18 protein-coding genes are annotated in these 19,304 nt (G+C 63.8%); 3 read left to right on the top strand and 15 right to left on the bottom strand.

Features of this window, described 5'->3' with window-relative positions; translation table 11 throughout:
- Nucleotides 1-97: 97 nt before the first annotated feature.
- From smc to ccmA, 10 genes are all read right to left on the bottom strand, one after another.
- Nucleotides 98-3,616 (bottom strand): chromosome segregation protein SMC, encoded by a 3,519-nt coding sequence (smc, locus tag BFX80_RS15645; RefSeq protein WP_084209382.1) that lies wholly within the window; start codon nucleotides 3,614-3,616, stop codon nucleotides 98-100.
- Nucleotides 3,617-3,866: 250 nt separating this feature from the next.
- Complete coding sequence (gene ccmI, locus BFX80_RS15650) at nucleotides 3,867-5,204, bottom strand: c-type cytochrome biogenesis protein CcmI (protein ID WP_084209383.1); 1,338 nt, start codon at nucleotides 5,202-5,204, stop codon at nucleotides 3,867-3,869.
- Nucleotides 5,201-5,734 carry a cytochrome c-type biogenesis protein gene (locus tag BFX80_RS15655; protein WP_157109501.1) on the bottom strand — a complete coding sequence of 178 codons (534 nt, stop codon included), beginning with the start codon at nucleotides 5,732-5,734 and terminating at the stop codon, nucleotides 5,201-5,203. Before BFX80_RS15655 ends, ccmI begins: the two co-directional genes overlap by 4 nt.
- Nucleotides 5,731-6,300 carry a DsbE family thiol:disulfide interchange protein gene (locus tag BFX80_RS15660; protein WP_084209384.1) on the bottom strand — a complete coding sequence of 190 codons (570 nt, stop codon included), beginning with the start codon at nucleotides 6,298-6,300 and terminating at the stop codon, nucleotides 5,731-5,733. Before BFX80_RS15660 ends, BFX80_RS15655 begins: the two co-directional genes overlap by 4 nt.
- Complete coding sequence (locus tag BFX80_RS15665; protein WP_084209385.1) at nucleotides 6,297-8,297, bottom strand: heme lyase CcmF/NrfE family subunit; 2,001 nt, start codon at nucleotides 8,295-8,297, stop codon at nucleotides 6,297-6,299. The genes BFX80_RS15660 and BFX80_RS15665 overlap by 4 nt, the downstream gene beginning before the upstream one ends.
- Nucleotides 8,297-8,794 carry a cytochrome c maturation protein CcmE gene (gene ccmE / locus BFX80_RS15670; protein ID WP_084209386.1) on the bottom strand — a complete coding sequence of 166 codons (498 nt, stop codon included), beginning with the start codon at nucleotides 8,792-8,794 and terminating at the stop codon, nucleotides 8,297-8,299. The genes BFX80_RS15665 and ccmE overlap by 1 nt, the downstream gene beginning before the upstream one ends.
- Nucleotides 8,795-8,875: 81 nt before the next feature.
- Complete coding sequence (ccmD, locus tag BFX80_RS15675) at nucleotides 8,876-9,070, bottom strand: heme exporter protein CcmD (protein WP_077378928.1); 195 nt, start codon at nucleotides 9,068-9,070, stop codon at nucleotides 8,876-8,878.
- Nucleotides 9,070-9,867: a heme ABC transporter permease gene (locus tag BFX80_RS15680; protein WP_084209826.1), complete on the bottom strand. Its 798-nt coding sequence runs from the start codon at nucleotides 9,865-9,867 to the stop codon at nucleotides 9,070-9,072. Before BFX80_RS15680 ends, ccmD begins: the two co-directional genes overlap by 1 nt.
- 150 nt (nucleotides 9,868-10,017) lie before the next feature.
- Nucleotides 10,018-10,740 carry a heme exporter protein CcmB gene (gene ccmB / locus BFX80_RS15685; RefSeq protein WP_077378925.1) on the bottom strand — a complete coding sequence of 241 codons (723 nt, stop codon included), beginning with the start codon at nucleotides 10,738-10,740 and terminating at the stop codon, nucleotides 10,018-10,020.
- Complete coding sequence (ccmA, locus tag BFX80_RS15690) at nucleotides 10,737-11,450, bottom strand: cytochrome c biogenesis heme-transporting ATPase CcmA (protein ID WP_084209827.1); 714 nt, start codon at nucleotides 11,448-11,450, stop codon at nucleotides 10,737-10,739. Before ccmA ends, ccmB begins: the two co-directional genes overlap by 4 nt.
- Before the next feature lie 478 nt (nucleotides 11,451-11,928).
- On the opposite strand from ccmA, the gene BFX80_RS15695 reads away from it, so the two are divergent.
- Both BFX80_RS15695 and BFX80_RS15700 read left to right on the top strand, forming a co-directional pair.
- Nucleotides 11,929-12,405, top strand: a complete 477-nt coding sequence (locus tag BFX80_RS15695) for a LexA family protein (protein WP_077378921.1) — start codon at nucleotides 11,929-11,931, stop codon at nucleotides 12,403-12,405.
- A gap of 26 nt (nucleotides 12,406-12,431) precedes the next feature.
- Nucleotides 12,432-13,058, top strand: a complete 627-nt coding sequence (locus tag BFX80_RS15700; RefSeq protein WP_084209387.1) for an IMPACT family protein — start codon at nucleotides 12,432-12,434, stop codon at nucleotides 13,056-13,058.
- A gap of 142 nt (nucleotides 13,059-13,200) precedes the next feature.
- Here the strand turns inward: BFX80_RS15700 and BFX80_RS15705 are convergent, their stop codons facing one another.
- Nucleotides 13,201-13,821 carry an FMN-dependent NADH-azoreductase gene (locus BFX80_RS15705; RefSeq protein ID WP_084209388.1) on the bottom strand — a complete coding sequence of 207 codons (621 nt, stop codon included), beginning with the start codon at nucleotides 13,819-13,821 and terminating at the stop codon, nucleotides 13,201-13,203.
- Between the two features lie 164 nt (nucleotides 13,822-13,985).
- The gene (locus tag BFX80_RS15710) at nucleotides 13,986-15,008 is read right to left on the bottom strand and encodes an MliC family protein (RefSeq protein WP_167593057.1); all 1,023 of its coding nucleotides are present in this window, start codon (nucleotides 15,006-15,008) and stop codon (nucleotides 13,986-13,988) included.
- A gap of 537 nt (nucleotides 15,009-15,545) precedes the next feature.
- On the opposite strand from BFX80_RS15710, the gene BFX80_RS15720 reads away from it, so the two are divergent.
- The gene (locus tag BFX80_RS15720) at nucleotides 15,546-16,457 is read left to right on the top strand and encodes a LysR family transcriptional regulator (protein WP_077378906.1); all 912 of its coding nucleotides are present in this window, start codon (nucleotides 15,546-15,548) and stop codon (nucleotides 16,455-16,457) included.
- Nucleotides 16,458-16,688: 231 nt separating this feature from the next.
- Here the strand turns inward: BFX80_RS15720 and BFX80_RS15725 are convergent, their stop codons facing one another.
- From BFX80_RS15725 to BFX80_RS15735, 3 genes are all read right to left on the bottom strand, one after another.
- On the bottom strand, nucleotides 16,689-16,895 hold the full coding sequence (locus BFX80_RS15725) for a cold-shock protein (protein ID WP_077378903.1): 207 nt from the start codon (nucleotides 16,893-16,895) through the stop codon (nucleotides 16,689-16,691).
- A 214-nt stretch (nucleotides 16,896-17,109) separates the two neighbouring features.
- Entirely contained in the window at nucleotides 17,110-17,574 is a 465-nt protein-coding gene (locus BFX80_RS15730) for a lipocalin-like domain-containing protein (RefSeq protein WP_139345494.1), read from the bottom strand.
- 65 nt (nucleotides 17,575-17,639) lie between these two features.
- Nucleotides 17,640-19,301 carry a HAMP domain-containing histidine kinase gene (locus BFX80_RS15735; RefSeq protein ID WP_077378898.1) on the bottom strand — a complete coding sequence of 554 codons (1,662 nt, stop codon included), beginning with the start codon at nucleotides 19,299-19,301 and terminating at the stop codon, nucleotides 17,640-17,642.
- Between the last annotated feature and the right edge of the window lie 3 nt (nucleotides 19,302-19,304).

Genomic DNA, 19,304 nt, shown 5'->3' on the forward strand with positions numbered 1-19,304 from the left:
ATCTCTATGTGCAACACGATTTTGCCAACTTGGCCGCAAAGACGGCCGCTGGCTACCGCGCACAAGGATGACCTTGGCCTCCTGCACGGCTTTTCACTCACGCTTCAGCCAGTACCGCCGCTTCTTCGATCCCTACAGAGACAAGACGCGAGACGCCCGGTTCCTGCATGGTGACGCCCATCAACCGATCCGCCGCCTCCATGGCGATCTTGTTATGGGTGATATAGATGAACTGTACGCTTTCCGACATCTCTTTCACCAGCCTTGCATAACGCCCGACGTTGGCATCATCCAGCGGCGCATCCACCTCATCGAGCATGCAGAACGGGGCCGGATTGAGCTGGAAGATGGCGAAGACCAGCGCCAGCGCCGTCAGAGCCTTCTCCCCACCTGACAGAAGATGAATGGTCGAGTTTTTCTTGCCGGGCGGGCGTGCCATGATCGCCACGCCCGTCTCGAGCAAATCATCGCCTGTCAGTGTCAACCACGCGGTTCCGCCACCGAAGATCTTCGGGAAAAGCGTCTGGATTCCGGCGTTGACCTTGTCGAAGGTGTCCTTGAAACGCACCCGCGTTTCCTGATCTATCTTGCGTATCGCACGCTCAAGGGTCTCCAGCGCCTCGGCCAGCTCCGCATGCTGGGCTTCCAGGTAGTTGCGACGCTCGGCCTGCTGGTCGTACTCCTCGATGGCGGCCAGGTTGATGGCCCCCAGCCGCTTGATGCGCTCCCCGACCTGCTCCAGATTGTGGCTCCAGGCCGATTCGGTGGCGTTCGGGTCCAACTCGTCCTCCAGCAGCGTGATCGCCGCCTCGTCATAGCCCAGCTCCACCAGCTGCTCATCCTGCGCATCCGCTTTCAAGGTCAGGGCCTGCACCTGCATGCGCCCTTCCTCGAGGCGCTGACGAATGCCCTCGAGATTGCGTTCATGGGTCTGGCGCGACTGCTCGGCCTGGCGCATCTGTTCGACCAATTCATGAGTCTTGTCACGACAGGCATTCAGCTTGGTTTCTTGATAGAGGCGTGTCTCGAGCAACATCTCGAGCTGTTCGCGCTCTTCTTCCTGCGGCAGCGAGGCTTCTTCACGGCTGGCCTCGAGCAGCTCGATGCGCTCGGCGAGCTTCTCGCGCTGCTCGACGGCCCGCATGCGCTGGCCCTGCATGCCATCGCGCTCTGTCACCAGGCGCTGACGCTCCATCTCGAGACGGCTGACCTGCTCCCGCGCGGGCGCCAACTGGGCACGCAGCCCGGCCAGCGCCTCCTGATGCTCGCGCCGTGAGCGCTCCAGCGACTCACGCGACTGGGCATTGTTCTCCACTGCCTCCAGCGCCTGCTGCCAGCGCTCGCGCGCCTCCTCAAGCGTCAGGGCATGATTCTCGCGGGTCTCCGCCAGCTGCTCGAGCTCTTCCTCAAGCTCACTGGCACGGCCATCGACGTGCTCGAGTCGGCTGGCGAGCCCCGCCTCCTTGAGGCTCAGCTCACGCTGACGCTCGCCAAGCTCACGCTCTTCGACCCGCAGATGCTCAAGCTGTTGCTCGGCGCCGGCAATCTGTTCATCAGCGGCAGCCAGCCGCGCCTCGATATCGTCGAGTCGCGACTCCAGCGCTTCCAGTTCCAGCACGACCTGCTCGAGACGCGCGCGCTGGCCGATCACGCTGTCGGCACGCTCGCCCGCTATCTGACGCCGGCTCCAGCCACGTCCCAACCACAGGCCGTCCGGTGTCAGCACGCTTTCATGGGCGGCCAGCGTATCGCGCCGGCCCCAGGCGGCGGCCTGTGACTCGACGCAGTGAATGCTGGATAGCCAGCCCGTCAGCGCCGGGGCACCGCTGATCCGCGCCGCCAGCGTGCCTTCAGGGGCCGTGGCATTCGTCTCCCCGGCAGCATCGACCAGCAACAGCTCGCCACCAGGCAACTCACTCATCAGGGCAGCCGTCACATCCGACTCTGCACGGGAGATGCGTGCCTTGAGGAAGGGCCCCAGCACCCAGGCACTGACGGACTCCCAGCCCTCGGCGACCTCGAGCCCCTCGGCCAGCGCCGGGACCTGCGCAAGACCATGTCGGTCCAGATGCGTCGCCAGGCTGTCATCCTCATCCCGCAGCGCGGCATCGATCAGCGCCTGAAGCGAGGCCTGCTCGCCCTGCAGCACGTTGCGACGCTGGCGCAGTTGGTCACGCTCACCGTCCAGCGCCAGACGATCCGTCTGTGCCTGCTCACGGGATTCACTGGCCTGCTCGCGGCGCGACTCCAGCGATTCGCTGCCGAGCGTCAGCTCGTCGAGCTGCTCGCGCAGTTCCTCACGGCTTTCGCGCAGTTCGGCGACATCCGGCAACTCCGCCAGCTGCTGACGACGGCGCTCGCGCTGAATCTCGGCGTCACGAATGGCATTCTCGATGCGCTGGATCTCGCTCTGGGCACGCTCGGCCCCGCGCTGGGATTCGTTGTCGGCCTGACTGAAGCGCTCCCACTCGCTCTGACTGTCCTGGCGGCGCTCCTCGGCCTCTTCCAGCGAAAGCTCGAGGCCTTCCAGCGTCTCACGCGCCAGCTCCAGTTCCGGCGCGATATCTTCCAGACGTGCCTCGATCATCTCGAGACGCTCGCCGTCCTCGCCCTCGACGCGCTGGATGTCGCTCAGCTCACGCCGCGCGATCTCGAGATCCGCCGCCAGCTGCTGCTCACGAGTTCGGGCGTGCTCGAGACTCTGCTCGAGACGGGCGATCTGAGCACCGGTCTCATAGAAGGCGGCCTGGTGCGTTTCCAGCTCACCGGCCAGCTCGTCGTGCTGATAGCGCTGCTCTTCCAGCTGGCTCTCACACTGACGCTGACCGAGAATCTCGCGCTCGACACCGGTTTCCAGCTCCGCGACACGTGACTGCTGCTCACGCTGCTGCGCGCGCAGGCCACGCCGACGCAGCACGGCCAGCTCGCCCTTGAGGCGGTATTCCTCCTGCTTGAGGGTCTGGTAGCGCTTGGCGGCTTCGGCCTGACGCTTGAGGCGCTCGAGCTGCTTGTCGAGTTCCTCGCGCAGATCATCCAGGCGCTCCATGTTCTCCTGGGTGCGCTTCATGCGGTTCTCGGTCTCGCGGCGGCGCTCCTTGTACTTGGAGATGCCGGCGGCTTCCTCGAGGGTGCTACGCAGATCATCCGGGCGCGCCTCGATCAGCTGCGAGATCATGCCCTGACCGATGATGGAATAGGAACGCGGGCCGAGCCCGGTGCCGAGGAAGACATCGGAGATGTCACGTCGGCGACATTTCTGGCCATTGAGGAAGTAGCCGGACTGGCCGTCACGCGTTACCAGACGCTTGACGGCGATCTCGGCGTACTCGGACCAGGCGCCACCGAGGCTGCCGTCGGCATTGTCGAAGGTCAGCTCGATGGAGGCCTGCCCCACCGGCTTGCGCCCGGTGGAGCCATTGAAGATGACATCCGTCATCGACTCGCCGCGCAGGTTCTTGGCGCTGGACTCGCCCATGACCCAGCGCACAGCATCGATGACGTTGGATTTCCCGCAGCCGTTGGGGCCGAGAATCGCCGTCATGTTGCTGTCGAAGGGCACGGTGACCGGATCGACGAAGGATTTGAAGCCGACCAGCTTGATCGATTTGAGCCGCATTGCGCCTGGCGCGTCCTTGAGTCTGGAGGAAGAAGAGCTGAAGCAGGAAAACCTGAACCGCCGCGGTCTCTCAAGTCTCCCGGTGGAGAGCCCGCGCCGCCGCAGGGTAAACATGTCCTAACGACGAAGCAGCCGCTCATCGAGGGCATTTCGAAAAACCAGCGCGCAGTCTACCCAAAAGCGGCGATGGCCCCAACCGGCGCAATGATGATCCACGTGATCAGATCGTCGAGTCGGGGCACATCGCGACTCACCGTGCGACGCGGTGATCGATACGCAGCATCAGCGGTGCGTCCGCAGCCTCGTGGCTGACATCAGCATCGGCCTCGGTGCTGCGAGTAACGATGACATTCTCGAGCTTGCCTTCAAGGTCCCCCGACTGCGCCGCCGGCTGACCGGAAGCGGAGATGCGCGCGACGAGAGTGACGCGCTCCGCCATCGAGAGCCGCGCCATCGGGGCCATGGCATCATCATCCGAGAGCGTGACCGTCAGCGGCAGCGTGTCTGCGGTGGTACGCACCACCGCCAGCGGCGGCAACTTGCCTTCGGCATCACGCGCCACGATGAACAGGGTCGCCTCGTCAGCACTCACCGGCATCGCCGCCAGCTGCGCCTCGAGTGCGGGGTCCAGCGACACCTTGAGCGTCAGACGTGCAGTGCCTGCCTGACTGTCCTGAGCAGCAGCCGTTGCCGGGCTGTCCAGCGCCACCGAGGCGTCGACTTCACCGGCACTCGCCATGCGCTGACGCGCGGCCGCGATGCCTTCACGCAGGGCCTTGGCGGCATCGGGGTTCTCGAAACCGGCAATCGCCTTGCGCCAGTAGTCGATGGCCTCGGGATAGCGGGCTTGCTCGAACGCCTCGATCCCCAACAGGCCGAGCACGGTGGGCTGACGCGGGTCGGCTGCCAGCACCTCGTCGACCAGCCCCTGCACCTCATCGGTCAGCGTGCGCTGCGCGGCGAAGAACTTGAGCTGCGCCAGCTGCGCGACCAGCGCGGGCACCCGACCTTCGAGCGCGATCAATGCCTCGAGAGACTGCATCGCCTCATCGAGGCGTCCGGCATCACGATAGAGCGGAAACAGTGCCATCCACACCTTGGCGTTATCCGGCTGTGCCTCGGCCTCGGCACGCAGACGCGCGATGCGCGCATTGAAGCTGGCGGCATCATGGATCGGCGTGGCGGCAATCGCCTGCGCCAGCGCCAGATCGCCGCTCGCCCCTTCGCGCTGATACCAGAAGAGCGAGCCCGCCACCATCGCCACCAGCAACACGGGCACCAGCACACGACCACTGCCGGCCGCCTTGAGCGGGGAGCGCCTCAAAGCCTCGGCATCTTCCAGCAGACTGCGTTCCAGCTCGACACGCCCTTCCGCCAGCGCCGTGTCATCCAGCTCGCCGCGCGCATGGCCGCGCTCCAGCGAGGCCAGTCGACGTCGATAGACACGCACATTCTCGGCACCGAGGCTGTCGTTGTCCTCGAAGGCCTGCTGGGCGGCATGCACACGGCGCGCGCGGCGCAGTGGCAGCAACAGCAGCCAACCGGCGGGAAGCAGCAGCACGGCGATCGCCAGCCATAACAGAATCATGAGCGCTCCTTGGCGTCTTGCGGTGCATTGCCGGCATCGCGATGCCTATCGAGCAGCGCTGAAAGGCGTGCCTGCTCATCATCGTCCAGCGCACGCACCCGTGCCCGTCGCCGGGCCCGCACGATCAAGGCCACGATGAGCAGTCCGAGCGCGATCAGGGCCGCCGGGCCGCCCCACAACAGCCAGGTACGCCCATCGAGGCGCGGATTGTAGAGCACGTACTCGCCGAAACGCGCGACCATGAAATTCTGGATCTCGCTGTCACTGCGACCGTCATTGAGCAGATTCGCCACGTTCTGGCGCATGTCACCGGCGATGGGGGAATCCGAGTCACCGATCGCCTGGTTCTGACACTTGGGGCAGCGCAGCGCAGCCGTCAGGCTGTCGTAGCGCTTCTGCAGCACAGGATTGTCGAACTGATGCACCTCGATGGCGGCCTGCGCCTTGCCAGCCGCCAGCCACGAGAGAAACAGCAGCACGACCAGCGCCTGCACCAGCGGGATGGCGACACTCTTGAGCACGGACTTCATGAGCTGGCCTCCTCGCCGGCGGCACCAGTCGCAGGTTTCGCGATCCGCTCCAGTGTCGGCAGGATGACATCACGGACATCCTCGGGGCGGATGTAGCCGGTGTGGTGATAGCGGATCACGCCCTCGGCATCGACGAGGAAGGTTTCCGGTGCCCCATAGACGCCGAGATCAAACCCCAGGGTGCCGTCCGGGTCGAAGAGATTGACGCTGAACGGGTCACCGAATTCCTCCAGGAACTGCCGGCCCTTGGCACGCTTGTCCTTGTAGTCGACCCCGACCATGTGCACACCGCGATTCGCGAGATCCAGCAGCTGAGGCATCTCGTGCTTGCAGGTCGGGCACCACTCGCCCCAGACGTTGACGAGGCTGACCTGGCCCTTGAGCAGCGAGGCATCGAGGCTCGCCTGCGGGTCACCCAGGGTGCTGAGCGAGAATGCGGGGAAGGGGCGCGACAGCAGCGCGGAATCCCGTGCGTAGGGGTCATCATCGAGGCGCTGATAGAGAAAAGCGCCCAGCCCCACCACGACCACCAACGGCAAGAACAGCACCAGACGACGAAGATTCATGGGTGAGCCTCCTGCGTGGTGAGTGAGGGATTGTCGGTCACCGTGCTGGCCTCGACACGCCGACGATAACGGCGATCCAGCACGGCTATCACACCGCCCGCGCCCATCAGCAAAGCGCCCAGCCACAGCCAGCGCACGAAGGGTTTGACCTGGATGCGTACTGCCCAGCTATCGTCATCGAGCTTCTCGCCCATGGCGACGTAGAGGTCACGCGTGAAGCCGGCATCCAGCGCGGTTTCGGTCATCGGCATGCCGCTGGCCAGGAACAGGCGCTTCTCGGGATGCAGCGTCGTCACCGCCTCGCCATCACGACTGACCTCCACCGTGGCGCGGTCCGACAGGTAGTTGGGACCGCGATACTCGCCAAGTTCGGTCATGCGGAACTGATAGCCGCCCACGCTGACTTCCTTGCCCTGCACCATGCGCACGTTCTCGGCGACCTCGGTATTGGAGACCAGCGTTACGCCGACGATGGTCACCGCCAGGCCCAGATGCGCCAGCTGCATGCCCCAGTAGCTGGGCGTGAGGCGCTTGAGACCTGCCCAGCGCCCTGCCCTGGAGGCACTCTTGTCCCACAGGTCGCGCAGCAGCGGCAGCACCACCCACAGCGCGATGACCAGCCCGAGTGCCACCGAGAGACTCCACTCGATATCCAGCAACAGCGGCAGCAGGCTACCGATGATGAGTGCCGCGCCGCCGGAGAGCGCAAGCCGGCGTGCAAGCTCGCGCCCAGGCATCTGCTTCCAGCGCGAGGCCGGCCCGAGCCCCATGAAGGCACACAGCAACGTGGTCAGCGGCACGAACAGCGCATTGAAGTACGGCGGGCCCACCGAGATCTTGCCCAGCCCCAGCGAATCCAGCACCAGCGGATAGAGAGTGCCCAGCAGCACGGTGACCATCATCACCAGCAGCACGAGGTTGTTGACCAGCAGGAAGGCATCCCGCGAGAGCCAGTGGAAGCCGAGCGTCGAGCGCACGCGCGGTGCGCGCAGCGCGAACAGCAACAGCGAGCCACCAACGGTGATACCGAGCAGCACGAGGATGAACAGCCCGCGGTCCGGATCACTGGCGAAGGCGTGCACCGAGGTCAGCACGCCGGAGCGCACCAGAAAGGTCCCCAGCAGTGACAGCGAGAAGGCGAAGATCGACAGCAGCACCGTCCAGCTCTTGAAGGCACCGCGCTTCTCGGTGACCGCCAGTGAGTGGATCAGGGCGGTACCCGCCAGCCACGGCATCAGGGAGGCGTTCTCCACCGGGTCCCAGAACCACCAGCCGCCCCAGCCAAGCTCGTAGTAGGCCCACCAGCTGCCCAGCGCGATGCCGACGGTCAGGAACGCCCAGGCGATGTTGGTCCAGGGGCGCGCCCAGCGTGCCCATGCCGCATCGAGGCGCCCGCCCAGCAGGGCCGCCATCGCGAACGAGAATGCCACCGAGAAACCGACATAGCCCATGTAGAGCATCGGCGGATGGATGATCAGCCCGATGTCCTGCAACAGCGGATTGAGATCCGCGCCATCTGCCGGCATGTCCGGCAGCAGACGTGCGAAGGGATTGGAGGTCAGCAGCACGAAGGCCATGAAGCCGGTGGAGATCAATCCCATGATGCCCAGTACCCGCGCCAGCATGTCGCGCGGCAGATCGCGCGCACCCAGCGAGACGGCAAAGCCCCAGCCCGCCAGTATCAGGCTCCACAGCAGCACCGAACCCTCGTGACTTCCCCACACGGCACTGAACTTGAAGTACCACGGCAGCTGGCTGTTGGAGTTGTTGGCGATGTAGGCGACGCTGAAGTCATCCAGCAGGAAGCTCGCGGTCAGGCAGGCATAGGCGATCAGCACGAACAGGAACTGCCCCCAGGCCATCGGCTGGGCGAAGCTCATCCACAGCGGGCGACGCGTGGCGGCTCCCGCCAGCGGCACCACCGCCTGCACGCAGGCCAGACAGGCCCCCAGAATCAGCGCGAAATGGCCGATTTCCGGCAACAGTTGCGTCACCATCACTGCGCCTCCTGAGGTGTTTTCTCTGTCATCCCGGTGTCTATCCTGTCACCCGTCCTGTTGCCAGAGACATCACGTCCGGACGCCTTGAGAGCCTCGGATACCTCCGGCGGCATGTACTTCTCGTCATGCTTGGCGAGCACTTCGCTGGCCTCGAGATGCTCACCATCGAAGGTGCCCATCACCACCACGCCCTGCCCTTCACGGAACAGGTCCGGCAGGATGCCCTGATAATGCACCGTCACGTCATGATCGAAATCGGTGACGGTGAAGATGGCATCCAGCGTCTCGTTGTCACGCCTGACACTGCCATCGCGCACCATGCCGCCTGCGCGAATCTGACGCCCCTGGGGCGCCTCGCCACTGGCGATCTGGGTCGGGGTGTAGAAGGCATTGATGTTGGCGCGCAGGGCATAGAGCGTGAGGCCCACCGCGAGGGCGGCCAGCAGCACGATGGCCGTGACGAGATACAGGCGCTGCTTGCGTTTGGGGGTCATGGTCAGGGCTCGATCAGGGCAAGGGACGATCATGCCTCTCGCGACCAGCGGGACGACTGGCACGGGAGGTCGAGAATGGATTCAGGAACGGGCGGATTCCCGACGCAGGCGGCGGCGGATATCGGCCTCCACCGCGCGACGGGACAGCCGCGTGGCGATCACCAGCCCCGCGAGGCATGCCGCCGTCAGCCCCCAGGCGGACCACACGTAGAGGGCGTGCCCTCCCATGGCGAAGAACTCGCTGACACTCGAGAAGGCGACATCGGGCAAGCTCATCAGTGATCACCCTCTGTGGAAACGGGGCCTGCAGGCGAATTCTGGCCGGGGCGTGAGTCCGAGTGCGGGCTCAGCAGGTCACGCACCCATTGCTTGCGACTCTCACGCCTCAGCACCTCGACCCGCGTGCGCATCAGTACCAGCGCACCGAACAGGGCGTAGAAGCCGATGACCAGCAGCAGCAGCGGAATCCACATGCTGGCCGGCATCGGCGGTGCTTCACTCAGCGTGAAGGTGGCAGGTTGATGCAGTGTGCTCCACCAATCCACCGAATACTTGATGATCGGGATATTGACCATGCCGACCAGCGCCAGAATCGAGGCGGCACGCGAGCCGCTGTCACGACTGGCGAAGGAACCACGCAGCACGATCACGCCCAGATACAGGAACAGCTGGATCAGCATCGACGTCAGCCGGGCATCCCAGATCCACCAGGTGCCCCAGGTGGGAATGCCCCATACCGAGCCGGAAAACAGCGCCATCGCCGTCATCAAGGCGCCGACGGGGGCGGCGGCCGTGGCGACCATGTCCGCCAGCTTGATCTTCCAGACAAGGAAGATGAGTGCGCATGCCGCCAGCAGCATGAAGCAGGACTGGGCGAGAATCGCCGCCGGCACATGCACGTAGATGATGCGGAAGCTGTTGCCCTGCTGGTAATCCGCCGGCGCGAAGGCCAGTCCCCAGGCACTGCCGGCCACCAGCGCGATGATCGCCACGGCCCACAGCCACGGCAGCCAGCGCTGGCTGGCCGCGAAGAAGGTCGCCGGTGTGCCCAAGCGATGCAGCCATGGCCACAGCCCGCCCTTGCGCGGGCGAACCTTGCGAGCAGGCGCTTGATGAGAGTCGGAATCGGCGTTCACACGAGCCTCTTGTCAGGGGCGAAAGGATATCTGGCGAAGTGCTGGCGGCACTCAGGCCACCCTCTGCCAGCCGGCAGGGAGCAGGGACTAGCCATTGATGCTCAACCTCAGGCCGGCGGCGATGGCAAGCGGCGCCAGCAACAGTGCCAGCGCCAGCATCGCACCCAGCATGGCCAGGTGGGCGGCGCTGGGCATGCCGGTGACGGCGCTCTGCACCGCGCCGGCGCCGAAGATCAGCACGGGAATGTACAGCGGCAGGATGATCAGCGAGAGCAGCACGCCGCCGCGCCGCAGCCCGACCGTCAGCGCCGCGCCGATCGCGCCGATCAGCGACAGGCTCAGACTGCCCAGCGCCAGCGAGGCGATCAGCACCCCGAAGGCGCCGCTCGGCAGCCCCAGCATCACGCCCAGCAGCGGTGCCATCAGCGCCAACGGCAGACCGGTCAACAGCCAGTGCCCCGCCACCTTGGCCAGCACCAGCAATGGCAACGGCTGGGGTGTCAGCAGCAGTTGCTCAAGGCTACCGTCGTCGAGGTCCTGCCGGAACAGCCCCTCAAGTGACAGCAACGTGGCCAGCAAGGCCGCCACCCACAGCAGCCCCGGCGCCAGTGTCGCCAGCAACGCCTTGTCCGGCGAGATCCCCAGCGGAAACAGCGTGATCACCAGGGCGAAGAATACCAGCGGGTTGATCAGCTCACTGCGCCGGCGCAACGCCTGACGCAGGTCGCGTCGAAGTGTCGCCTTGAGTGCCCCTCCCAACGAGCAGGCAACGGGAGACTCGGACAATGGTGTCAGAGGATCATGTCTCATGCCCAGGCGCCCTCCCTCGACTCCGCGCCAGCGCGTTGCCCAAGGCCTATTCGGCGCAATCGCGAGACATCCGAGAAGCGATGGTGGGTCGTCATCACCACGCTGCCACCCCGCTCGGCATGCGCCAGCAGCAGCGCCTCCAGCGCCTGGACGCCATCGCTGTCGATGGCGGTGAAGGGCTCGTCGAGCACCCACAGTCGACGCGGTGTCAGATGCAATCGCGCCAGGGCGATGCGCCGCTGCTGACCAGCCGACAGCTGCTGGGCCGGCACATCCTCGAAGCCGGCAAGCCCCACGGCGTCCAGCGCTGCCCAGGCGAGCGAGCGTCGCTCCGCGGCGTTTCGAGAAGATGCAGCGTCACCGAGCGCCTGATACCAGGCAAGATTCTCCAATGCCGTCAGCGTGCCCTTGATGCCGGGCTGGTGACCCAGATAGAGCAGAGATCCCAGAAAATCGTCGCGCACCCGCGAGGCAGGCTGCCCCTGCCAGAGCACTTCGCCTTCGTGATCATGGAACTGCCCGGACAGAATCTTGAGCAGGGTGGTCTTGCCACTGCCATTGGGGCCTTCGATCTGCAGGATCTCGCCCGCCGCGAGGCTGAAGTCGAGCGTCTGGAACAGCCAGCGCTCATCGCGCTCACACCCAAGCGCCCGCACCGCCAGCAAGGGCGGCACGCAACGGGCTTCATCGCTGACTGGCTGGATCGACATCCCGACATCTCGCGGCTGGTCAGTCGCGGAGCGCGACATCAGAGGCTGGTCCCGAGGGATCCAATCGCGTCATTCTACGAGCTGAAGCCGGCACTGACCACCGGTCGCCCGAATGACGCGACCCGCACGCGTCGAGCCTTGCACGGGAGTCAAGTTCTCGCGCGCTCCATCAGCAAAGCATGGTGCACATTCATACGACACACCCATCGCCTGATTGGCATCGACGACCGACTCGCCCCTTGCCACCTCGCGCTGGCTTGCTATGATGACGATACTGTATACAAAAACAGTACTCATACAGTATCGTCATCGCATGCCTGGCATTGCCCGGGCAGCAGACCGAACGGGTCGGCTCTCATCGCGTTGTCATCATGTTCGCAGAGCCTATCAGGCCGCAGATGAACTCAGCCTGACGACCTTTCACGCTGCATCGCAGGTCGGCTCCCTCTGCCGACCGCACAGCATCAGGGGATAGCTCATGTCACGTCTTCACGCTCCACACTACCTTCAGCGCCTTCACAATCTGCCGCTCAATGACGAGGCCTGGCAGGAAATCACTGCCAGCGACATGATGGATATCCCGTTGCTCGGCAACATCACCGCCGGCATGCCCATCGAAGCCATCGCCGACTGCGGCACGATCGCCGTGCCGACGCGCATGGTGCGACGCAATACCTACGCCCTGCGCGTTCGCGGCCACTCGATGATCAACTGCAACATCCATGATGGCGACATCATCATCATCGAGCGCAGTGAAAGTGCCGAGAACGGTGAGACCGCCGTGGTGATGATCAACCAGCAGGAAGTGACGCTGAAGAAGCTGTATATCGAGAAGAGCGGTGTACGCCTGCAACCGGCCAACGACAGCATGGCCCCCATCTACCTCAAGAATGCCGATATCGAAGTGCTGGGCATGGTGATGGGTGTCGTACGCGGCAACGCCGTCACTCATTGAGGGCGACGCTTTGCTAAGATGGCACGATGAGCTATCAGATACCTGCACTGGCGCCAGAGGCGCATCACGAGCACAGCATCGAGATCGAGAAGAGCCGCTTCATCGCCTGGCTGGCCCACGCTCCGACACCAGACGCCATGACGCGGCTGCTGGAACAGGCGCATCTCGCCCATCCCAATGCACGCCATCACTGCACGGCATTCATCGCGGGTGCGCCGAATGAGCAGAATGCCATCGGCTTCTCCGATGACGGAGAGCCGGGCGGTACCGCCGGCAGGCCGATGTATCAGGTACTGGAAGGCAGCGGCGTGGGGCAGATCGCCTGCGTGGTGATCCGCTACTTCGGCGGCATCAAGCTGGGCACCGGTGGTCTGGCTCGCGCGTACAGTCGTGCCGTGCTCGACGCCCTCGAGCGACTGCCCACCACCACCTTCACGCCGCGTACACCCAGACGCCTCAAGGTCGGATTCGCTCATGAGGCCGACGTGCGTCACTGGCTGAACGGCTACGATGTACCGGTGGATGCCAGCGACTATGCCGCCGATGGCGTGGTGTTGACGGCCGGCTGGCCGCAAGGCGGCGCTCAGCCACCGATGGAAGAACTGCATGCGCGCCTCAAGGGCGCACTGGAAGTGCTCGAAGACCAAGGCTGAGCGTTTCCGGCCACTGGCTCCTCCCCCAGTGACCTCTGCTTCCCGATAGCACAAACGCCACCGCCGCTCCTCTCAGAGCGGCGGTGGCGTTTTCATTCATCATGCTCAACCAATGTGACTCAGCTACGGCAGATACACCGGGTCAGAGAGCATCCACGTAGTTGGCGATGCCTGTCCTGGCCTCTGACAGAGCTCCCACCTTTTGCTCATCGCCCATGTTGAGGCCTTCAGCGTATACGAAGTGCTGATCCGTGATGCCCATCAGCCCAAGCATGGATGTGAGATGCGGCGTCTGGGAATCCAGGTCACTGCCCGCATACATCCCGCCACGTGCTGCCAGCACCAGTGCCTGCTTGCCTTCCAGCAGACCTACCGGCCCCTTCTCGGTATAGCGGAAGGTCTCGCCGGCACGCAGCACCCGGTCGAACCACGCCTTCATCTGGGTCGGCAGGCCCAGATTGTAGAGCGGTGCCGCGATGACCAGCAGGTCAGCCGCTCTCAGCTCGGCCAGGAAACCATCGGACAGCTCGGCGAGCTTGCGTTGCTCGGCGCTTCGCTCATCCGCCGGCGTCATCCATGCCTGCATCTCGGCGGCGCCCAGGTGCGGAAGGTCGCGCTCGACCAGATCATGATGCGTCAACTGATGCTCGTGACCGGACGCCTGCAAGGCATCCACGAACGCGGAAGCCAGTTCACGAGAGTTGCCTTTTTCTCCGAACAGGGAAGATGAGACCAGCAGAACATTGAGCGGTGTGGCAGACATGGCAGGTTCTCCGCAGACAGAAAGGACGATTTCCCATCACGAGCCAGGCTTGGCATCCGTTGCCCGTGATGGAGAGCTGCCCGCCATGATAGATGAACTTCGTGGCACGAAAAGCGATAAAGATCGCACCAACCATTCGAAAAAATCGACGAAAAGACGTCGTGTCAGGGGAGGTATGCCTCACCACAGCCACTCAGATCTCGAGATTCTCCTCCTTTTCGCGTCAGAGTCAGCTCGGAGGTCAGCGGATACGGGGTACCTTGCATGGTGTCGAAGCAGGCACCCGGCGTCAGGCTCAGTTTCAGCCACCCCCTGCCGACTGAAGCGCGCGGCAAGCGCGCCGACAGCACCTTGCCATGCTTGCCGTCGTCATTGACCCGATAGGGTAACGTCAGCTGACTGAGCGACGATGACTCCTGCTCCTGCTTGCCGCTCTCGTTCCCGGCAACGCCAGAGCTGCCGTCATCGGCACCTGTAGCGTCCTGCGACACCCGCGCCTTGCCTTGCACGGCACCCAACAGGTCGGGCGATGCCGTCACCGTCATCCGGTTATGCGCTCGATCCAGACTGATACGCCACTCAGGCTCGTGACCCTGTGCCACCAGCAGCGGCTGGTCATCGGGGATCTGGATGGTGCGCTGATCATCCTGAACGCACTCAAGATTGCCGCGCGCATTGTGCAGCGTGGCTTCCCGCCCCTTGAACCAGACTTCCAGTTCACGGGCTCCCCCCTCGGCCTGTTGACGCTGCCGCTCGGAGACCGGGGCGTCATTGGCCCGATAACGGGCGCCGGAAGCACTCACCACATGCCCCAGGGCGTAGGCATGCTGACGCGACCATAGCCGCAGCCAGCCTTCAGCAGTCGCCTCCTGAGGGGTGTCCGTCGCCACAGAGACGGGAGGCCTACCCCTCGCGGCTTGTCCATCACTGAAGGCCATCAACAGATCCTGCGCCGGCGTACAGCGCCAGACCTGATACTCGCTGGCCCCCCGGGGCGGCAGGAAGGTCGCGGGCAATGTCACCGCCGGCGCCTGACCCAGCGACTCGGCACTGGGTGCCCTGGGCTTGACTGGCTTCGTGGCAGGACGCACTTCAGGGATCTTCAGCGGTGCCGGCATCACCTGCGCACTCGGCGCATCACGCGATTCATCCGACAGCATGGAGCAGCCACTCAGCAGCGCCATCATCGACACGCACAGGAGATTGGCCGGTGCGCCTGTCGAGATACCTGTCGCAGTGCATGTCGAGATAGTGGCCACCTGATGCCCGCCACGACGAGGCGAGATATCTGGCGCCGAACAGGCAGCGGCCCTCGTATGATCCGGGCGCGAGTGAAACGGAAACATGAAAAGCCCTCCCTGGGCATGCCTGACGACAGAAAGTAACGCACCGCACTCCGCTGGAGGCGGCGACACAGCGTGATTTCAAGGCGTAGAGAGCAACGCCATCCTGGCGCATGAAGAAAGTCTATCAAGCGCAGCCAGCCTTGTGGGCCTCGATTCACGGCAATTCCCATGAGGTGCCGTCATCGTGAAGACACTGGCACTGCCTGCATGAGACGCCTCCCTCTGCGATGGCCATGCCAAGATCCATCAGGCTCAGGGGGAATGCCCAACGGAGCTCATTGACGCTTCCTCGCGCAGCAGCGATTGACCTGCGCAGCACTTCGCCTAAGAATTGAATGAAAATGAACTGTTCACTCATCCAAATGAGCAAAACTCATCATGCTCGAACTACGCCATCTCCGCACGCTGCTGGCACTGCGTGATGCCGGCTCGCTGGTCGAGGCTGCCGAGCGCATCCACCTCACCCAGTCCGCCCTCTCACATCAACTGAAGGACCTGGAAGAGCGCCTGGGCACGCCGCTGTTCATTCGCAAGACGCGCCCGGTCGAGTTCACCCGTGCAGGGCAACGCCTGCTGTCACTGGCAGAACAGGTACTGCCGCAATTTCGCATGGCAGAGCGTGACATCGCGCGCATGGCAGGCAGTGAGCAAGGACGGCTGCATATGGCCATCGAATGCCACAGCTGCTTCCAATGGCTGATGCCGACGGTGGATCGCTTCCGGGATCACTGGCCGGAGATTGAGGTCGACATTCCTTCGGGCCATAGCTTCTCTCCCCTCCAGGCGCTGGGTCGCGAGCAGCTGGACCTGGTCATCACGGCCAATCCGGTGGAGATGACCGGTATCCAGTACCTGCCGCTGTTCCGCTACGAAGTCATGCTGGCCGTGGCACGCCAGCATGCATTGGCTCTCAAGGGCCGTGTGGAACCGGAAGACCTGCGGGAAGAAGTGCTGATCATCTACCCTGTCGAGCATGACCGACTGGACGTGTTCACCCAGTTCCTCGAGCCCGCCAACATCAGCCCTCGCGAGATCCGCCATGCCGAGATGACGGTCATGATGATGCAGCTTGTCGCCAGCGGTCGCGGCGTGACGGCACTGCCCAACTGGGCATTGGCCGAATACCTGACCCGCGATTATGTTCGTGGCCTGCCTCTGGGCGACGGAATCTGGGCGACGCTCTATGCCGCGGTGCGAGAGGATCTGTTGGGCACTCCCTGGATGGATGATTTCCTGCGCACTGCCCGCGAGACCTCCTTTGAGGTGCTCAGCGGCGTGAAGCCAGCCTGAGCCAATGCCCCAGGGCATCTCCGGACAACCACTTGAACGACAAGAGCCCCGTCCCACTGCGCTTCTCGTGCAATGGGACGGGGCTCTTGTTCATGGCATGCCTCTGCGGGGCGTACCAGGTCACCGATACTGCATTTTTTCACGCACACAAACAGAAGCGCCCCAGCATGAGCTGGGGCGCTTCTAGACATCTATCATCTCACACGGAACGAATTCCGCAGCGAGTGATGATCAGTCGATAGCCTTGACGTTGGCTGCCTGCAGGCCTTTCTGGCCCTGAGTCACGTCGAAGGAGACCTGCTGGCCGTCCTGCAGGGTCTTGAAGCCTTCTGCCTGGACTTCGGAGAAGTGAACGAACAGATCGTCACCGCCGTCAGCCGGAGCAATGAAACCAAAACCTTTCGCGTCGTTGAACCACTTAACTGTACCAGTTGCCATGAGAAATTCCTCTCTGATTAGCATGTTTGAAATAACGGGCATTACCCGAAGAGCGTGGGCAAAGCAAAACCATGCATCAAATCAGCGAGGCATTTCGGGGCGCTCAAGGCGTTTTACCGAGCAGCACAGGCGACTGAGTGGTGCGTCTTGCTATCCAACAGGGGTTACCTTGCACCTTAAGCCATGATCCCGTCAAGCCTTTTCGGTAATGATGTCATCTATCATGAAGGCGCTGCCAGGCAAGCCAGGTGGTATAGCCCCCTGCAGGCAGCTGAAGATTGGGCGCGTCCGTGCCCAGCAGCAGTGACTCTCCGGTGAGCTGGACTCGCCGCGCCAGCGTCACGCCACTCCAGTCCGCGATGCTCGCGACGTCTACCTGATGACGGACCTCCTGACGCCGCTCATCCCAGCACCAGCGCCCACAATAGGCAAAGCCCTGTCGAAAGGCCGCCATCAATTGATCATCAGTGGGCGCCACCCCAAGAGGCTCACGCTCACGAGCCGCCAGCTGAACGCTCATGAAGCCATTGGGGAGATAGTGCAGCTGACCCGCACACCTCCCCAATGGCTCCCATTCACGCCCATCCGGCCAGGCATACCAGAAGCGTTGCAGCTCCCAGGAGCCGATCAATGCGTCATGCAGAGCCCCGACGTCACGGCTCGCATCTTGCAGATTCATCCACTTGCCCTCCTCGCTGATGACATCGCTTCGCACCACTGCGTATCACGATAGAGTAGCATCGCTCAGGTGCGCTGCCCGTCATCCCCCTCCCCGGGGGTCACGGGCGGCAAGGAAGGAGGCGCCTCACGTCCCAGCTTGCTGCTGGACAAGGGCAGCAGCAGGCTGAAACGTGCCCCTTTCAGGGCGATGCCTCGATCGACCACCACGCTTCCGCCATGAGAGTGCATGATCTTCTGCACGATGGAGAGCCCCAGACCATAGCCACCTGAAGATCGCGTGCGTGAATCATCCAGTCGCGCGAATGGCTTGAAGACCTTCTTGCGGTCCTCCTCGCCCACGCCGGGGCCATCATCCTCGACATCGATGCGCACCACCTGCGGGTCTCTGGAAATGCGCACCAGCACACGTGAATCTGCATGCCGACAGGCATTCGAGACCAGATTCTGCAGCGCACGCTGCAGATAGCGTGCCTCCGCCTCCACATCAAAGGCACCGCCTTCAATGCTCAGCAGCAGCTCAGGATGCAGTGGCGCCAAGGTTTCACAGACCTGCTCCGCCACTTCCCGACAGTCCACCGCCCCCAGATCCAGCTGAACCCCGGCGGCGTCATTGAGGCGTGCATAGGTCAGGATCTCGTCGATCAGCTTGTCGAGCTCCTCGATGTCACCATCGGCGCCCTTGATCTGCCGGAGCACGAAATCATCATCCACCATGTCCTCGATCATCTGCAGCGCGAAGCGGATACGTGCCACCGGGGTACGCAGCTCGTGGGAGACGGCGCGAATCATGTCCTGCTGGGCTCCCAGCAATCCCTGCACGCGTTCGGCCATGCCATTGAAGGCCATGCCGAGACGGCCAAGAAAGTCATTGGTCTCGATCCTGACCCGCGTATCGAGGTAGCCGCCGGCAATCCGGGTCGCCGCCTTCTCCAGTCGAGTCAACCGTGCCTCCAGCGAACGCACGACCAGATAGATGACACCTCCCAACAGGCTGATGACGGCCAGAATCATGGCAACGATCAATGCCGCCGGGGTCGTCTCGAAGACCTGCAGCGGCCCGACCTTGATCAGGTTGTGACCCTCCAGGCGGGTATAGAGCGCCAGCGCCTGTCCATGGCTTGCCATGTTGAGCACCACTCGCTGGTCGTTGATCCGCCCGACCTGTTGCGCATCCAGCCCGTTGGGCATGTCAGGCAATTGAGCGAAGGCCAGCCCGGAGGCATCCTGCAGCTCCGACAACAGAGCGACACGCTGCTCCGGTGCCATGGGCAACAAGGTTTCCCGCAGCAACGACATCAATCCCCGCAACTGTCGCTCAGCCAGATGCAGCAGCCTGAGCTCTAGCACCTGCTCCTCACCCGGCACCTGCATCAGTAGCTGCCAGCCGGCATCCTGATGCTCATGCACCAGAGGCCGGCCGGCCGCCAGACGGCGCTTCTCCCACCAGTTGAGGTCGAATACCTCGACAGGCGCCAGCATCAGCCGCGCATCCAGCAGGCGCGAGGAGCGCTCCAGCAGGCTCGACCTTTCGGCAGGAGGCGCCTCGGCCACCTGCCGGGTCAGCAGCAGCATCGGCGCCGCCCCCAGGCGGGTCTGGTAGGCCTCGAGTCGGACAGCGTTGGTCAGCTGATAACCGCCCAACGCCACGCCCAGCGTCAGGAGCAACGCCAGCAGCAGCACCACGTAGACGCGCAGGAAGATACTGTCAGACAGCGCACGCCGCATGAA

This window comes from Cobetia marina (genome assembly GCF_001720485.1).
In the GTDB taxonomy this organism is placed as follows: Bacteria; Pseudomonadota; Gammaproteobacteria; order Pseudomonadales; family Halomonadaceae; genus Cobetia; species Cobetia marina.

Excerpts from the sequence above, each read along its gene's own strand:
- smc (WP_084209382.1), bottom strand. The coding sequence starts at position 3,616 with ATGCGGCTCAAATCGATCAAGCTGGTCGGCTTCAAATCCTTCGTCGAT.
- ccmI (WP_084209383.1), bottom strand. The coding sequence starts at position 5,204 with ATGATTCTGTTATGGCTGGCGATCGCCGTGCTGCTGCTTCCCGCCGGT.
- BFX80_RS15655 (WP_157109501.1), bottom strand. The coding sequence starts at position 5,734 with ATGAAGTCCGTGCTCAAGAGTGTCGCCATCCCGCTGGTGCAGGCGCTG.
- BFX80_RS15660 (WP_084209384.1), bottom strand. The coding sequence starts at position 6,300 with ATGAATCTTCGTCGTCTGGTGCTGTTCTTGCCGTTGGTGGTCGTGGTG.
- BFX80_RS15665 (WP_084209385.1), bottom strand. The coding sequence starts at position 8,297 with ATGGTGACGCAACTGTTGCCGGAAATCGGCCATTTCGCGCTGATTCTG.
- ccmE (WP_084209386.1), bottom strand. The coding sequence starts at position 8,794 with ATGACCCCCAAACGCAAGCAGCGCCTGTATCTCGTCACGGCCATCGTG.
- ccmD (WP_077378928.1), bottom strand. The coding sequence starts at position 9,070 with ATGAGCTTGCCCGATGTCGCCTTCTCGAGTGTCAGCGAGTTCTTCGCC.
- ccmB (WP_077378925.1), bottom strand. The coding sequence starts at position 10,740 with ATGAGACATGATCCTCTGACACCATTGTCCGAGTCTCCCGTTGCCTGC.
- ccmA (WP_084209827.1), bottom strand. The coding sequence starts at position 11,450 with ATGTCGATCCAGCCAGTCAGCGATGAAGCCCGTTGCGTGCCGCCCTTG.
- BFX80_RS15695 (WP_077378921.1), top strand. The coding sequence starts at position 11,929 with ATGTCACGTCTTCACGCTCCACACTACCTTCAGCGCCTTCACAATCTG.
- BFX80_RS15700 (WP_084209387.1), top strand. The coding sequence starts at position 12,432 with ATGAGCTATCAGATACCTGCACTGGCGCCAGAGGCGCATCACGAGCAC.
- BFX80_RS15705 (WP_084209388.1), bottom strand. The coding sequence starts at position 13,821 with ATGTCTGCCACACCGCTCAATGTTCTGCTGGTCTCATCTTCCCTGTTC.
- BFX80_RS15710 (WP_167593057.1), bottom strand. The coding sequence starts at position 15,008 with ATGATGGCGCTGCTGAGTGGCTGCTCCATGCTGTCGGATGAATCGCGT.
- BFX80_RS15720 (WP_077378906.1), top strand. The coding sequence starts at position 15,546 with ATGCTCGAACTACGCCATCTCCGCACGCTGCTGGCACTGCGTGATGCC.
- BFX80_RS15725 (WP_077378903.1), bottom strand. The coding sequence starts at position 16,895 with ATGGCAACTGGTACAGTTAAGTGGTTCAACGACGCGAAAGGTTTTGGT.
- BFX80_RS15730 (WP_139345494.1), bottom strand. The coding sequence starts at position 17,574 with ATGAATCTGCAAGATGCGAGCCGTGACGTCGGGGCTCTGCATGACGCA.
- BFX80_RS15735 (WP_077378898.1), bottom strand. The coding sequence starts at position 19,301 with ATGCGGCGTGCGCTGTCTGACAGTATCTTCCTGCGCGTCTACGTGGTG.